The organism is Spiroplasma endosymbiont of Megachile willughbiella (assembly GCF_964273395.1).
Taxonomy (GTDB): Bacteria; Bacillota_I; Bacilli_A; order Mycoplasmatales; family Mycoplasmataceae; genus Spiroplasma_A; species Spiroplasma_A apis.
Map to the genome: position 1 here is coordinate 181,524 of NZ_OZ187005.1, position 16,432 is coordinate 197,955.

The window sequence follows — 16,432 nt, forward strand, 5'->3', positions numbered from 1 at the left end:
TATGAAAACAAAAAATCCTGTTATTCTTGCAATCCTAGATGGATGAGGATTAGCCGAACAAAATAAAGGTAATGCTGTTTACGAAGCAAATATGGAATTCGTAGAATCTTTAAAAAAAGAGTATCCTTGAGTATCAGCTCACGCAAGTGGCGAATGAGTGGGTCTACCAGAGGGTCAAATGGGAAACTCTGAAGTTGGACACATACACTTAGGTGCAGGGAGAATTAAATATGAATCACTTTCTCTTATTAATAAGGCTATAAAAAATAATGAGTTTGAAAATAATGAGGAAATTGTAAAAGCAATAGAAAACTGTAAAAAATATAATAGCGCATTACATATTATGGGTTTATTCTCTGATGGTGGTGTTCACTCTCATATGTTACATATGTTTGCAACATTTGAAGCTGCTGCTAAAGCTGGACTTAAAGAAATATACGTTCATTTATTCACAGATGGTAGAGATACCAAACCCACAGTAGCAATTAATTATCTTAAAGATTTATTTACTTTATTTGATAAATATAAAGTTGGACAGGTCGGTTCAATATCAGGAAGATTTTATTCTATGGATAGGGATAAAAGAATGGAAAGAACCGCCGAAGCATATAGTGCGATGGTAAATAGAACCTCAAAAAATAGTTTTACAAACCCGGTAAAATATATCGAAGAACAATATTCACTTGGGAAAGATGATGAAGCAATTCTACCAGCTTATAATACTGACGCACCAAACGGTTTTATAAAAGAAAATGACTCTGTTATTTTCACAAACTTTAGACCAGATAGAGCTATTCAGTTAGCAAGTGCATTCACAAATAAAAATTATGATTCTTGAAAAGATGAGAACTTTTCTAATCTTACATTTTTAGGTGATAAAATCCATTTCGTATGTATGATGGAATATTCTGCATCAGTATTGAGCAATAATATTGCTTTTAAATCAATCGAAGTTATTAATGGCCTTGGTGAATGACTAAGTAAAAAAGGTTATCGCCAATTAAGAATAGCAGAGACTGAAAAAATCGCACACGTTACATTCTTTTTTGACGGTGGAAAAGACTACTTTAAAAATGGATTAGCTAACCAAGATGAAATCACGCTTCAAGGAGCGTCAATAGATTTAATACCGTCTCCAAAAGTAGCAACTTATGACCTTAAACCAGAAATGTCGGCTGTAGAAATCACTGATAAATTAATTGAAGAAATTAACAAAGATGAATTCGATTTAATCGTTCTTAACTATGCAAACTGTGATATGGTAGGACACACTGGCGATTTAGAAGCAGCTATTAAGGGTGTTAAAACCTTGGATGAACAATTGAAAAGAGTTTATGAGGCTGCAAAATCACACAATTTCACTATGATAATAACAGCTGATCACGGAAATGCTGAGGTTATGATTGATGCAGAAGGTGGTCCTAATAAGAAACATACAAGCCAACCGGTACCAATCATCATTACTAATAAATCTTATAAATTGAGACAACAAGATCCTGCAATTGCTGATGTTGCTCCAACAATATTGGAAATTTTAGGAGAAGAAGTTCCAAAAGAAATGACTCAAAAAAGTCTTATCGTTAAATAAAAAAAACGCCATTTAAAGTGCGTTTTTTCTTTTTTGTAAAGAAACAGTAATCTCCTATTTCACAAGATAAAGCCTGTTTAAAATTTCTTTGTTAGTTGTATCATTTCTCTTAAAACATTATTTACTCTCGTAAACAATTTCATAAAAAGGAATAAGTATTTTAGTCTCTCAATTTAACATGTAATCATGAAATTTCAAAATAACCTATCAACCGTTATTAAGAATTTTTCTTTGATGTACCGTCTTTTCAATATTAAAAACAGAGTGCATTGCTTCATAAAAACCACTTAAAAGGTTTCTAATCTTTGTTTCATATCAACAACAATCCCCAGCAGCATAAATTCCCTTAACTGAGGTTTCCATATTATAATTTACTAAAAATTTATTTACTCTATTTATCTCGATTTCTAAATTTTTATGTATGTCTTTTTGAATAGATTGACCGAATTGAACTATTATATAGTCAAAATCTAAATGTAATGAATTTTGATCATCAACTCTTTTAACTTCTATTGATAATGCTTTGTTATTTTCTTCTTTTGTTATATTAACAAATTCATAAGACTTCAATATTTTAACGCCTGATGAGATTGCTTTTTCTAAATTACCTGGCTTTGCTCTAAATTCATCTCTTCTATGTATTATTGTAATTGAAGAAGCTATTTCTACAAGTTCGTTAGCTCAGTCCACAGCTGAGTCTCCACCACCAAAAACTATAATTTTTTTATCTTTTAATAGTCTCAAGTCGTTAACATTATAAAAGATATTTTCATATTCTTTTTCACATAACGGGATTGGTTTGAATGTACCAATACCATCAGATATTAATATTCTTTTATATACTTCTTTAGACTTATCGTCAAATTCCACTTCAAACCAGTTTTCGTAAAGTTGAACTTCTTCTAAAGGTTGTATTGCTCTGATTTGCTTAACACTCTTATTAAATAATAGATCGATTTTAGAGATGTCTTTATTTACTGCATCGAACATACTATGCATAGCATCTTTTCCAATTATCTTAGGAATTGCTGGGAAATTATAGATGTATTTTTCAGGATACATTGACATTACTTGCCCACCATAAGTAGATTTGGCTTCTATGATCGTACCGGTTAGACCTAAGTCTACTGCCATTTTCCAAGCATAAAGGCCCGTTGGTCCACAACCAATTATTAAAATATCTTTAACCATAATATTGCCACTCCTACAAAAAAAATTATATCATATATATATGAGATAGGAAGTTGAGATTAGATATATGAAGGTTAGCTCACTATCAGAATTGCAAAAGGTTTTTGATGCATTAGACTTAAGAGAACCAAAAAACACTTGCATTTTATTGAATGGACCAATGGGTGCAGGTAAAACAACATTTACGAAATTACTTTTAAAAGAAATGGGTGTTACTGATGTAGTAACCTCACCAACTTTTGTGATAATGAATCAATTTATAGGTCGTAATAATTTACACATAAATCATGTTGATGCTTATAGAATGAGCAAAGGTGAGGAAATAGATATGTACACCGACTATTTTTATGACTCACTAAATGTTATTGAGTGAAGTGAAAATATGAATTATGACTTCAAAAAAAACTTCAAGATTATAATAATAAACATTAGTATCATTGATGAGACAACAAGAGAATTCATCATAGAATAAGAGAGATTTAAATGAATTTATTTATGGATACAAGTAACAATACTTTGATACTTATTTTAGAACAAGAAAATAAGATTGTCGATTCCTTATATCTACAAAACCAAAATAAAATAAGTGATATAGCTTTAGAGGAGTTACAAAAAATTTTACAAAAAAATGGACTAAACCTTAAAGATATAACCAATATATATTTAACTAAAGGTCCTGGTAGTTACACTGGAGTTAGGGTTGCAGTTACAATTGCGAAAACTTTAAAAACAATAAACAACTCTTTTAAGGTATATCTGATATCATCACTTTTTTTTCAAGCTGGTTTGGATTCAGCGGTTAGCATTTTAGATGCTAAAGGAGGAAAAGTTTATATCGGAATTTATGATAATGGAATTTGCATAATCCAAGACCAATTAATACCTTTAGAGATTCTAGAAGATTTTATAGAGAATTTTCAAAAGTTTGTTATTAAAAAAGATTATTTAGATTTGGATTATGTATCTAGTTATTTAAAACTAAAGCATTTGTTTGAGGAAGCTACTGATGTGGAACAAATAGAACCTTTATATATTAAATCTTTTATTTAACTTGTTTTTTCGTATAATGTTGAGTGCTATAATAATTAAATACAAGGAGAGATAAAATGAGCAAAACACAAATATTAATTCTAGATTACGGAAGCCAATATACGCAGTTATTAGCAAGGAGAGTTCGAGAATTAAATGTTTTTACAGAAGTTGTTGATTTTGATAACACCGCTGAACAATTGAAACAATATAGCAATCTTAAAGGTATTATTCTTTCAGGTGGTCCTTCAAGCGTTTATGCTCAGGATGCTTATACAATAGATAAAAATATTTTTGGTCTTAATTTACCGATTTTAGGAGTTTGTTATGGTATGCAACTAGTAACAGAACTTTTTGAAGGTAAAGTCGAGTTAGCTGACTCACAGGAGTTTGGAAAAGCAGATTTAATTATTGACCATACAGAAAACCCTTTATTTAAAGATATAGATAAACAAACACAAGTGTGGATGAGTCACGCCGACCACTTAACAGTAATGCCAAAGGATTTCATACAATTAGCTCATACAAACTCAAGTGTAGCAGCAATAGGGAACCTAAAAAATAAAATTTTTGGAATTCAGTTTCATGCTGAGGTAACACATTCAACACAAGGTACACAGATAATCAAAAATTTCTTATATGATATTTGCAACTGTAACAAAGATTGGTCGATGAGCAGATACATAGACCAACAAGTTGATGAAATTAAAAAAATAGTAAAAGATGATCGTGTAATTTTAGGGCTTAGTGGTGGAGTGGATTCAAGTGTAGCTGCTGCTTTAATTTCAAAAGCGATTGGTAAACAGTTAACTTGTATCTTTGTTGATACTGGTTTATTAAGAAAAGACGAAGCCAAAAAAGTTATGGATACTTATACCAGTCAATTTGATATGGAAATAAAACTAGTGGATGCAAGTGAGAAGTTTTATGATGCTTTAAGAGGAATAAGTGACCCTGAAGAGAAACGAAAAATAATAGGACACACATTTGTTGAGGTATTTAATGAGGAAGCGAGTTTATTTAAAAACGCAAAATATTTAGCGCAAGGTACAATCTACCCTGATGTTATAGAATCTTCATTAAAATCTCATAGTTCTAAAACCATTAAATCACATCATAATGTTGGAGGACTTCCAGATGATCTCAAGTTTACCTTATTAGAACCGCTTAGAACTTTATTTAAAGATGAAGTTAGAAAGGTTGGAATAGAACTTGGTTTAGATCCTTTGATTGTCAACCGCCACCCATTCCCAGGACCTGGTCTTGGAGTTAGAATTATTGGTGAGGTTTCTAAGGAAAAAGCGAATATATTAAGAGAAGTTGATGATATATTTATACAAAATCTTATCGATGCTGGACTTTATAATAAAGTTAGTCAAGCATTTGCAACAATCCTTCCGGTTAAAACTGTTGGGGTTATGGGAGATAATAGAACATATGATTGAGTCGTAGCGTTAAGAAGCGTTAACACTGTAGATTTTATGACAGCTACATCAACCCACCTACCTTGAGAGTTTTTGGATAAGGTTGTTAATGAAATTATCAATAAAGTCGATGGTGTCAATAGGGTGGTTTACGATATAACTTCTAAGCCCCCAGGAACTATTGAATGGGAATAAGGAGATAAAATGGCAAATAACGATCTAAATGGAAAAATAATAGGAGATGCAGTTACCTTCGATGATGTACTCATAGTTCCTAATTACTCTGAAAGTTTACCTTCAGAAGTTAATTTAAAAACCAAGTTAACAAAAAATATTGAGTTGAACATACCTCTCCTAAGTGCCGCTATGGATACAGTTACTGAGTCTGCAATGGCGATAGAGTTGGCTAGAGCGGGTGGCATAGGTATTATTCACAAAAACTTATCAATCGACGCACAAGCACTTGAAGTGCAAAAAGTTAAAAGAAATGAATCTGGTTTTATAACTGATCCAATTACTGTTTCAAAAGATACCAAAGTAAAAGAAGCTAATGAAATAATGGCCACATATAAAATATCAGGTCTACCAGTTGTTGATGATGAAAATAATTTAATAGGGATTGTAACTAATAGAGATTTAAAATATTTTGAAGACTTTGATTCTAGTGTTGATGTTGTAATGACCAAAAACAATATAATCACTGGGACAAGGAGTACTACTTTAGAGCAAGCTAAGCATATTATGTTAAAACATAAAATTGAAAAACTTCCAATAGTAGATGATAACAATAAATTAGCAGGGTTAATCACTACCAAAGATATTGACAAAGCAATAGATAATCCTAGTGCTTGTAAAGATAAACAAGGTAGATTGAGAGTTGGTGCTGCAGTTGGTGTCAGTGAAGATGTTATGGAACGTGTAAAGGCTTTGGTTAAAGCTGAAACTGATGTATTGGTTGTTGATTCTGCTCATGGACACAGCAAAGGCATTTTAGAAGTTGTTAAAAAAATAAAAGAGATATATCCAAAGATAGATGTTATTGCAGGTAATATTTGTACCGCAGATGCAGCAAAGGCTTTATTTGAAGCGGGTGCAGATTGTGTAAAGGTTGGGGTAGGACCTGGTAGCATATGTACAACTAGGGTAGTTGCTGGAATTGGAGTACCTCAAATCACCGCTATTAACGATGTTTACCAATGAGCACACAAAAATAACTTACCTATAATCGCTGATGGAGGTATTAAATATTCTGGAGATATCACTAAAGCAATAGCGGCTGGTGCAAATGCTGTAATGTTAGGAAGTGTTTTTGCCGGTACTGTAGAATCTCCTGGTGAAGAAATAATAGTTAATGGAAAAAAATATAAAACTTATGTTGGCATGGGTTCAATGATAGCAATGAAACGTGGAAGTAGTGACCGCTACTTTCAAAAAGGTTCAAAAAAATTAGTTCCAGAAGGAATAGAAGCACGTGTTCCCTTTAAAGGTAAAACAAAAGACGTTATATTCCAACTTATGGGTGGTTTAAAAAGTGGTATGGGATACACAGGTAGCCCAAATATAGAACATCTAAGAGATGAAACAAAGTTTGTTAGAATATCAAATGCTAGTTTGAAAGAATCTCATCCTCACGATGTTGAGTTGACAAAAGAAGCACCAAACTACAATAACTAAATATAGAAATAGTTTAACTCCTAATTTAAGCTCGGATTGATTTGTTTGAGTTTTTCTTTTTTTATGTTTCATAATACTTACATATTTTTTAAGAAATTTTCGTACTATCTTTGAAGAAAAAATTTTATATCAACTCAAAATTTGATATTATTATTCTATAAGTCTTATTAAGAACTACTGAGAGAAAAAACTCGACGAAGTAGTAGCAACCTTTTAAGTTAGGTGCTTAAATTCAGGGGAAACCAACGATGAGAAGAAGATAACTTTAAATGTGTCCCTTCTTAGTGGGACTTTTTTAATGAGGAGAGATTATATGAAAAAATATTTTACAAGTGAATCTGTATCTGAAGGTCACCCAGATAAGTTATGTGATCAAATATCGGATGCAATCCTAGATGCTTGTTTAGAACAAGACAAAGAATCTAGAGTTGCATGTGAAACTCTAGCAACTGCGAACTTTATTATTGTTACTGGAGAGATTACAACTAAAGCAGTTGTAAATTACGAAGAAGAGGTTCGAAAGATATTAAGACGTATTAATTATAAAAGTGCAACAACTGGAATTGATGCAGAAAAATGTGAAGTTGTTATAAAGCTAAAGGAGCAATCACCAGATATAGCTCAAGGAGTGGATGGTGATGAACAAGGTGCTGGCGATCAAGGAATTATGTTTGGTTATGCAATTAAGGAAACCGAAACTTTTATGCCTTACTCAATTCAACTAGCTCATGATTTAGTTCACATGGCTTCAAAGTTAAGAAAAGCGGGCATATTCAAATATGCACAGCCAGATATGAAATCACAAGTTACTATGGACTATACAAACCCAAATAATCCATCTATTTCAACTATTTTAATGTCAGTTCAACATGATGAAGATTATAACAAAGAGGAGTTTGAAACATTCATTAAAGAAAACATTATGAATGTGATAGCTAAGCGACATGGATTGAATACAGATTTTACAGTTTTGATAAATCCAACTGGTAAATTTGTTATTGGTGGACCTTTGGGAGATGTTGGTTTGACAGGTAGAAAAATTATTGTCGACACATACGGAGGTTTTGCTAGACACGGTGGTGGGGCTTTCTCTGGAAAGGATCCTTCAAAAGTAGATAGAAGTGCAGCTTACATGTGTAGGTACGCAGCTAAAAACTTAGTTGCTGCTGGGTTAGCTAATCAAGTTGAAATACAAGTTAGTTATGCAATTGGTAAACCAAACCCGATTTCAATCCACATAGAAGCTTTCGGAACTAATAATGTTTCAATGCCAGTGTTGTATAAAGCTTTGTTGGAAAATTTTGACTTTAAAGTAAAACACATAATAGACCACTTAGATTTAAAAAAACCTATTTATTTTAGAACATCTAAGTATGGGCATTTTGGGAAAAAAGAATTTTCTTGAGAAAAACTGGATAAAGTTAGAGAGCTTGAGGCATATTTATAAATGTTTCTAGAAGTTATTGCTCAAAACTTAGAAGATGTTATTTTAATCAATAAAACTAAAGCAAGTAGAATTGAACTTTGTGCAAATTTAGAACAAGATGGGTTCACTCCTTCGTACGAAATAATTAAAGAGGTTTGTGATTATTCTAAACTACCTGTTAATGTAATTGTGAGACATAAAAATAATAACTTTGTTTCTGAAAAAGAAGAAGTGTCCTTGATACTAAAAGATATTGAATATATTAAAAGTACTAAAGCTAACGGTATAGTAATCGGGTTGCTTAATGAAAACCTTTCTGTAGATGTAAAATTTCTCAAGAAGGTGATAGAAATAAAAGAACATTTGACAATAACTTTTCATAAAGCCTTCGATCATGTGAAAGACTTTTTAAAAGAATATAAAATTCTAAATGACCTAGGCATAGATTTCGTTTTGACTTCCGGTGGTCCAACACTAAATATAAACATCATAAAAGAAATGAAAAAATTGAATTTAAAAACTAAAATTTTAATTGGTGGAGGTGTAACTTTGAATAATGTTGAAGATTTAAAAAAAATCTCGAAATATATTCATATAGGTACTGCGGCAAGAGTAAACAATAGTTTTAATAATGATATTAGTATAGAAAATATTAACTCTATATTAGGTGTTATTCAATAATGGAAGTCATTATTGTAGGAGCTGGACTTGCGGGGTGTGAAGCAGCATTACAACTAGCTAATAGAGGAATTAAAGTTAAACTCTATGAAAAGAAAAAAACAAAGAAAAATGAAATACAAAAAAGTGATTTTTTTGCAGAGTTAGTTTGTTCAAATACATTTAGAAGTATGTCAACTCAAAACGCGGTTGGGATTTTAAAAAAAGAGTTAGAATTATTTAACTCCTTTATTTTAGATTGTGCATACAAAACTGCAATACCTTCTGACGATGCTTTGGCAGTTGATAGAGAAGCATTCTCTTTATTAGTTGAAAAACTAATCAGAGAAAATGAAAATATTGATATCATAGAAGAAGAGTTTAAAGAGTTTGATGAAAAAATCATTACTCTAGTAACTTGCGGTCCTTTGATAAGTCCTGAGTTTCAAAATAAGATAAATGAGTTAATTGGTAATCAAAAACTATTCTACTTAGATGCTTCTTCACCAATCATAGAAAAAAACTCTATCGATTTTTCAAAAGTTTATTACAAATCAAGACATGGTGATGATAAAAGTTATATTTGTATACCATTAGATGAGAAAGAGTTTGAAGCATTCCATTCAAAGTTAGTTGATGCAGATGTAGTAAAACTAAAAGACTTTGAAAAAGAGATTTATTTTACTGGTTGTCAACCAATCGAACAATTAGCAAAAGTATCAAAAAAAAGTTTATTGAATGGTCCAATGTCACCAAATAATTTAGAAAGTAATAAAGGTGTTAAACCATACGCAGTAGTTCAATTAAGAAAAGATGATGCAATGGATAATCTTTATAATATGGTTGGATTTCAAACTAACATAACATGATCAGAACAACAAAGAATATTCTCATCTTTACCGGGATTAGAAAACGCTTCTTTCAAAAGATTCGGAGTCATGCATAAAAATAATTATATTAATTCACCAAAAATTTTAAATAAAAAACTACAAGTTATGAGAAGAAAAAATATATTCTTTGCAGGTCAAATAACGGGTGTTGAAGGTTATATAGAATCTTTTTCATCTGCAATTGTAGCATCGTTGGGCATTATTAGTACGATTAAAAAAACTAAGTTTTTAGAAATACCGAGCGAAACTATTTTAGGTTCATTAATAAATTATATTACTAACCCAAAGATAAAAAAGTTGAAACCAATGAAAGCAAATTTAGGAATAATAAAACAAGATTTCGGTATCTTCCCTACTAAAGAAGAAAAAAATAACTTTATTTATAACAGAAGTATAAAAGTCTTAAAACAATATTTAAAACAAGTTGAAGGAAATTTAAAAGTATAAGGTTATTTCTTTTGTTCTTAGCGAAACTTACATAAAATTCGAACACTATTTAATTTATATATAAACTATATTGTAAGTCGAAGAGATAAAATATTTGATTATTATCTAAACTATAAAATGTGCAATAAGAGTTTTGTAAACTTCTCACCCGAATATCTTAAGTCTCAATTTTACAAAAAAATTAAACTTTTTTTCAAAATATAACTTATCTAAAAACACAAACGACTCTGTTATGTCGATCGTTTTACAACCTATAAGTTAACGAAATTATTGTTATTAATGTGGCAATAAAAAATAAGCATTTTTCATAATTTTATAGCAATATAAAAAAATTTGTTATAATCTTTTTGTATGGATTGATACTCAAGTTGGTGAAGAGGGCACCCTGCTAAGGTGTTAGGTCGGGCAACCGGCGCGAGAGTTCGAGTCTCTCTCAATCCGCCATTTAGAAAATACAATTCTCCGTAGTTGCTAATTCGCAAAACGGAGTTTTTTTATGAAAACAATTAAGAAATATATATATTTTATTTAAAATATTTTTTATAAAGTAAAATATTTATAGTTAAAGGGGTAATAGTATGGCTAAAAAAGAACTTAAAGAGAATAAAAAGAAAAATACAAAAAAGAAAACTAAAGACGAGAAAGGCCCGATTATCGATTTAAAAGAAGGAGCACCTAAAAAAGGTTTATTTAAAAAAATTGTTGCTGGGAAAAATGAACAAAAAAAAGTATTACAAATAATAAAAAATAAAAAAATTGCAAATTTATACTTTTATACTGATGTTAATAATATACTTCTAATCCTAGAAAATGGAATTAGACTTGTTAAAGACCAACAACTTAAATCTAATGAGGAGTATGTTGTTTGAACTTATCTTGAAAATAATAATTCTGTAGGTATGGAGTTTGATTCTTCATCAAGAGCTCATTTTTGAAAATGGGCTAGTGAAGCAAATGTAGATGTTGAAAAAATATCTGTAGTAGGTATAAACCCACAAACCCTAGCTAAATTAACAAAAAAAGATTGAGCATATGATCAAGTAGCAAACATAGTGTACGTTTATGAAAAAATACCTGTGGAAGCGATCGATTTTATAATGATTAAAGATAAGGCTAATCTAAAACGTATTCAAACATATGTCCAAGCTAATGAAATCGAAATTGATGTTTACTTTGGTGAAACAGGAAACATAGAAAAAAAGAATGAGGCAAGTTAAAATGACCCAAAAAATTGAAAAAATAACCCCAAGAGATGAAAACTTCTCCCAATGATATACTGATGTAGTAAGAAATGCTGGTTTGATAGACTATGGACCAGTTAAAGGAACCATGATATTCAAACCTTATGGTTACGCAATTTGAGAAAACATACAAAATATATTAGATAAAGAATTTAAAAAAGTAGGAGTAAATAATGTTTACTTCCCATTATTGATACCAGCTAGTTTATTTAACAAAGAAAAAGATCACATTGATGGTTTTGCTCCTGAGGTTGCTACCGTAACTAAAGTAGGGGACAAACAATTAGCAGAAGATTTATATATCAGACCAACAAGTGAAGTTTTAATGGCAGAACATTTTGCTAAAGAAGTAAAATCTTATCGTGATCTTCCATTGATTTATAATCAATGAGTAAATGTTATGCGCTGAGAAAAAACTACAAGACCTTTTCTAAGAACTAGTGAGTTTTTATGACAAGAAGGACATACTGTTCACTCAAGTAGTGATGAAGCAAGAGATTTCACATTAAAGATTCTTGATATATATAAAAAGTTTGCGACAGATGTTTTGTTATTACCAGTTATAAGTGGTAGAAAAACAGAGAAAGAAAAGTTTGCGGGTGCTAAAGAAACGTATACTATTGAATCTCTTATGCACGATGGACAATCTCTTCAAGCTGGTACTAGTCATTTTTTTGCAGATAACTTTGCAAAAGCATTTGACATTAAATTCCAAAACAAAAATCAAGAAGAAGAGTTTGCATATTCATCAAGTTGAGGAGTTTCAACAAGACTTATAGGTGCAATAATAATGACACACTCAGATGACTATGGTCTTGTTATTCCGTCAAAAATATCTCCTGTACAAGTACAAATAATAAATATAAATAACTCTGAGGAAGTTGAATCTAGATCAAACGCTATATTTGAAGAGTTATCACAAAGCTATCGTGTTTTTATTGACAGGTCAGAAAAAAGTTTTGGTTACAAAATCTCTGAGGCAGAAATTAGGGGTGTGCCAATAAGAATTGAAGTTGGTCCAAGAGATTTAGCAAATGGAGTAGTGACAGTTTCAAGAAGAGATATTAAATCAAAAGTGAGTATTAAATTTGATGACATCAAAAGTTATATTGATGAACAAATTGTGGAGTTTGACAGAAATATTTATCAAATAGCTTTAGATAATAGAATCAATAGAACATCAAAAGCAGATTCTATTACAGAGTATCAAGATATTTTAAATACAAAACAAGGTTTTGTGTTAGTTCCGTTTTGCGGTGATATCACTTGTGAAAATGATATTAAAGAAAAAACACAAACCAACTCAAGATGTATACCTGATGATGTTGAACAAGTTAAATCAAATTGCTTTAACTGTAAAAAGGAATCAAAATATATGGTTTATTTTGCGAGGTCATATTAAAAATAACTACTAAGGTTTAAAAAATTTGAAAAAAGTTTTTTTAAAAGCCTTAGTTTTTTTTTATTTTTTGGTATGAATAGAAAGGTTAGGAGTTTTATATTAAAAGTAATAACAAAAAAAGAAAAGCGAAAGAAATGAGGTAGAAAAATGTTAGTTGCACATAGAGGTTTTAGATCAATAAATGGTGAGAATCGAATGGTTGATTTCGAAAACGCATTGAAGTATTGCAAGGCTGTTGAGTTTGATATTCGCCTCACAAAAGATAAAAAAATAATAATATTTCATGATCACAATTTTTCAAGAATAGGAGATTGTAATGAAAGGGTAAAGTCGTTAACCTATGAAGAAATAAAAAATATAAACTTTTTTAAAAATAATAAAGAATTTTTACCACCATTATTTATAGAAGATTTTGTTGATAAATTAGCTGTCAAGTATTCAATGATTAATGTTGAAATAAAACCTGATAGGTATAGCATTCAAGACTTTAACATAATAAAGGAAGCTCTTTTGATTTTGAGAAAAAAAACACAAGCAGAAATTATCGTATCGTCTTTTGGAGTTTCTTGTTTGGAGTTTATAAATAAACTTCCAGTCGAATTTAAAAAAGCTTATTTAGCGGTAGGCTTAGGAAATATTGATTACTCCCTTTTAAAAAAGTTTGATTATCTTAATTTGTGTATAACAACATTAAAACAAAAGAAAAATATCTCAATCATAAAACAAATTAATATGCCATTGAATATATGAACTTTTAAAAATAATGAGGAAGTTAAGCTGATGATTAGTTATTATGGTTTAGATCTTATTCATAGTTTTATTAGCGATGTATCAGACTTAGATGTCAATATTTAATTTTACTTAAAAGGAGGGAGTATTTATGAAAAACAAAGTAATTAATAATACAAATAAAATTAGTAGAAAAACAGTTGGTATAATATCCATTCTAGCCCTTGCGGATGTTTTGGTTATGGCTGCACCTTTCTATTTGAAAAACGTTATGTCCTCTGTGTTGATCGCACAGTCCTTAGGGATTCAAGCTTCGGAGTTTTCACAGGCAACATCGATTTATGGTTACGTATCATTACTTAGTTATTTTGTAGGTGGTTATTTCGCGGATAAAATAAGTTTGAAAAAGTTAACCTTAATAGGTCTTTTCACGAGTGGACTTGTTGGTATTTGATACGGATTTATACCCTTTATAAGTTATGGAAAACTAGTACAAGTATATGTTATTTTCTCCTTATGAAGTTTTATAACTTGTTTTATATTTTGAAGTGCTTTATGAAAGTTGTTATCTGAACAAGGAACACCAGAACAAAATGGAAAGCTTAATGGTGTACATGGTAGCTTAAACGGTTTAATTGGTTGTTTTGTTATTGGTTTAGCATATCTATTATTTTGACTATTTAGCTCAGTTTGAAAAGATAGCTTAGGAAGTTGAGCATTCTCGGGTTTAGTATTTGTACTTTGTGTTTTAATATTTATGAATTGTATATTACTGTACTTTTTTGTGCCTGAATTAAAAAAGGATAAGATTGCTCAAAGTAACCAATTTGATATAAAAAGTTTTTCGAGTGTCTTGAAAAATTACAAAATTTGACTAGTGACACTTCTTATTATGGGGGTCTATATGTATCAATCTGGTTTAAGCGTGTTTGTAACCTTCATTCAAGATGCACTAGGTGTGACAGCGATAATAGTAATAATTCTTGGGGTTTGTAGAACCTACTTGTTTAGATTTCTTTTCTCAACATCCGCTGGTAAAATTGCTGACAAAAGTCAAAAATACATTCTATTTATCATCATAGGATTAATAATTGCATCGATATTATGTATTACAGCAACATTACTTCCCGGTTTTACATCAGAGTCCTTTAATAATATGTCTAAAGGAATCAAAATTGCTATACAAGTAATTGTAAGTGGTCTTTATTTAATGCTTGGGATAACTTGTTGAGCATTAGTAACAAATAGATGAGCTACAATTTATGAGATAAACATAGATCATAAACATTACGCTCTTTCTGTTGGATTTATATCATTTATAGCTTTCTCACCTGATGCTTGGTTTTGACAACTAGACTCAATTATGCTTAAAAATTTAGGGACTGAGGCTGGTTACTCAACTAATAAACTAGCTAATCAGGCAAGTCTATTAATAATCACAATTATTGGTTTGATTGCCACATTAGCTGGTGTCTTACTTCTAATATGTCTGAAAAAAGAGAGAAAAAGAATTAATGATACTCAAAGACAACAATCAAATGTCAAATTAGATTTATAGAAATCCTATAATATTGATTTCGATAATAAAAAACAGATTTTTAAAATCTGTTTTTTATTATATTTTAAATATAAGGTTTTATGAACGCAAAACCTTTTAAATTTAATTTTGTGAATCTTATATCAGAGTATTGAAAGCATCTTACATAATATAATATATATAATCAATCTAGCCACTTCGATTCATAATTTTAGGAAATATTTATTAGATGCCTTATTTTTTATAATATTTCTGCAGACTTTATAAAACAAACAAACGAAAGTCTTTAATGAATTTTCTAAAAACTAAAAAGCTAAGTATAAAATATTTAAAGTAAAAATCCGCACTTTTGTTTATTATGTAAAAATAGAATAATGTTATATAATAATTTTGTGCCTAATTTAAAGTATTGTATTTTTAAATAAATAATTATAAAGAATAAGAATGAAAGGGGGGGTTTTACCTATGAATAAAGTAAAACCAGGACAATCAGTTCTTGTTCATGCATATAAGCATAATGGAAGTTTATATAGATGTTGGGAGAGTGTAAAAGTTCTCGAAGCCAATGATGACCGTATTATTTTAATTAACGAAGAAGTTTTAATTACTGAGTTAAGTGGTAGGAAATGAAAAACAAACGAACCAGCAATTTGAGTTTTCTATAAAAAAAATTGGTACAATGTAATATGTATGTTTAAAGAGCGCGGAATTAATTACTACTGTAATTTAGCATCACCGTATATTATCGAAGAAAATACAATTAAGTACATTGATTATGACTTAGATATAAAAGTTTTTAATGATGGAAGTTTTAAAATTTTAGATTTAAAGGAATTCAATAGAAATCGTTTAGCATTTAACTATTCACGTTCTATAATAGAAGTGGTTTGAGAAACAGTTGATGTTCTTAAGAAAAAAATCAAAGCTAAAAAAGATGAATTTGATCACGATTATGTCAAAGGATTGTGATCAGAGTACGAAAAAAAATGAAAAAAGTAAAAACCGATTGTTATTAAAAACTGTATCAAAAATAAAAGCGAAAGATGCACTCTTCATATGATATTCGTATGAAGTTTTTTTTATTCATTTAATATAATTATTTTAATAATGTCTAAAGCGTGTTCAACCAAAAAAACAAGCTATGAAAATTGATAGATATCAATAAATAGGTTTATCTAAAGGTGTTTTGCTATAATT

General features: G+C 29.9%; 14 protein-coding genes, 1 tRNA gene and 1 riboswitch. Of the genes, 14 read left to right on the top strand and 1 reads right to left on the bottom strand.

All coding sequences use genetic code 4. The annotated features are described in order from the left end of the window. The first annotated feature begins 1 nt into the window (after nt 1). Nucleotides 2–1,588 carry a 2,3-bisphosphoglycerate-independent phosphoglycerate mutase gene (gene gpmI / locus ACI2WZ_RS00825; protein ID WP_500244938.1) on the top strand — a complete coding sequence of 529 codons (1,587 nt, stop codon included), beginning with the start codon at nt 2–4 and terminating at the stop codon, nt 1,586–1,588. A 204-nt stretch (nt 1,589–1,792) separates the two neighbouring features. On the opposite strand, the gene ACI2WZ_RS00830 is transcribed toward gpmI, so the two are convergent. Further along, nucleotides 1,793–2,779: an NAD(P)/FAD-dependent oxidoreductase gene (locus tag ACI2WZ_RS00830; RefSeq protein WP_500244939.1), complete on the bottom strand. Its 987-nt coding sequence runs from the start codon at nt 2,777–2,779 to the stop codon at nt 1,793–1,795. Nucleotides 2,780–2,846: 67 nt separating this feature from the next. On the opposite strand from ACI2WZ_RS00830, the gene tsaE reads away from it, so the two are divergent. From tsaE to ACI2WZ_RS00895, 13 genes are all read left to right on the top strand, one after another. Next, nucleotides 2,847–3,251, top strand: a complete 405-nt coding sequence (gene tsaE, locus ACI2WZ_RS00835) for a tRNA (adenosine(37)-N6)-threonylcarbamoyltransferase complex ATPase subunit type 1 TsaE (protein WP_500244940.1) — start codon at nt 2,847–2,849, stop codon at nt 3,249–3,251. 11 nt (nt 3,252–3,262) lie between these two features. Further along, nucleotides 3,263–3,829 carry a tRNA (adenosine(37)-N6)-threonylcarbamoyltransferase complex dimerization subunit type 1 TsaB gene (gene tsaB / locus ACI2WZ_RS00840; RefSeq protein ID WP_500244941.1) on the top strand — a complete coding sequence of 189 codons (567 nt, stop codon included), beginning with the start codon at nt 3,263–3,265 and terminating at the stop codon, nt 3,827–3,829. A 56-nt stretch (nt 3,830–3,885) separates the two neighbouring features. Further along, nucleotides 3,886–5,427 carry a glutamine-hydrolyzing GMP synthase gene (gene guaA / locus ACI2WZ_RS00845; RefSeq protein ID WP_500244942.1) on the top strand — a complete coding sequence of 514 codons (1,542 nt, stop codon included), beginning with the start codon at nt 3,886–3,888 and terminating at the stop codon, nt 5,425–5,427. A gap of 9 nt (nt 5,428–5,436) precedes the next feature. After that, nucleotides 5,437–6,906: an IMP dehydrogenase gene (gene guaB, locus ACI2WZ_RS00850; protein WP_023788932.1), complete on the top strand. Its 1,470-nt coding sequence runs from the start codon at nt 5,437–5,439 to the stop codon at nt 6,904–6,906. A 161-nt stretch (nt 6,907–7,067) separates the two neighbouring features. Continuing rightward, a riboswitch (SAM riboswitch) is annotated at nt 7,068–7,161 on the top strand. Nucleotides 7,162–7,204: 43 nt separating this feature from the next. Then, on the top strand, nt 7,205–8,353 hold the full coding sequence (metK, locus tag ACI2WZ_RS00855) for a methionine adenosyltransferase (protein WP_200859584.1): 1,149 nt from the start codon (nt 7,205–7,207) through the stop codon (nt 8,351–8,353). Next, on the top strand, nt 8,354–9,013 hold the full coding sequence (locus ACI2WZ_RS00860) for a copper homeostasis protein CutC (protein WP_500244943.1): 660 nt from the start codon (nt 8,354–8,356) through the stop codon (nt 9,011–9,013). It begins immediately after the preceding gene. After that, nucleotides 9,013–10,326, top strand: a complete 1,314-nt coding sequence (gene trmFO / locus ACI2WZ_RS00865) for a methylenetetrahydrofolate--tRNA-(uracil(54)-C(5))-methyltransferase (FADH(2)-oxidizing) TrmFO (protein ID WP_500244944.1) — start codon at nt 9,013–9,015, stop codon at nt 10,324–10,326. The genes ACI2WZ_RS00860 and trmFO overlap by 1 nt, the downstream gene beginning before the upstream one ends. Before the next feature lie 353 nt (nt 10,327–10,679). Further along, nucleotides 10,680–10,770 (top strand) — tRNA-Ser (locus tag ACI2WZ_RS00870). A 134-nt stretch (nt 10,771–10,904) separates the two neighbouring features. Beyond that, nucleotides 10,905–11,543: a hypothetical protein gene (locus tag ACI2WZ_RS00875; RefSeq protein ID WP_023788936.1), complete on the top strand. Its 639-nt coding sequence runs from the start codon at nt 10,905–10,907 to the stop codon at nt 11,541–11,543. 1 nt (nt 11,544) lies between these two features. After that, nucleotides 11,545–12,969, top strand: coding sequence for a proline--tRNA ligase (gene proS, locus ACI2WZ_RS00880; RefSeq protein WP_500244945.1), 1,425 nt, complete (start codon nt 11,545–11,547; stop codon nt 12,967–12,969). Nucleotides 12,970–13,116: 147 nt separating this feature from the next. After that, a complete protein-coding gene (locus tag ACI2WZ_RS00885; protein WP_500245175.1) occupies nt 13,117–13,824 on the top strand; it encodes a glycerophosphodiester phosphodiesterase family protein in 708 nt (235 codons plus the stop codon). A gap of 25 nt (nt 13,825–13,849) precedes the next feature. Continuing rightward, nucleotides 13,850–15,256, top strand: coding sequence for an MFS transporter (locus ACI2WZ_RS00890; protein WP_500244946.1), 1,407 nt, complete (start codon nt 13,850–13,852; stop codon nt 15,254–15,256). Between the two features lie 444 nt (nt 15,257–15,700). Continuing rightward, a complete protein-coding gene (locus ACI2WZ_RS00895; RefSeq protein WP_500244947.1) occupies nt 15,701–16,234 on the top strand; it encodes a DUF402 domain-containing protein in 534 nt (177 codons plus the stop codon). The last annotated feature ends 198 nt before the right edge of the window (nt 16,235–16,432 follow it).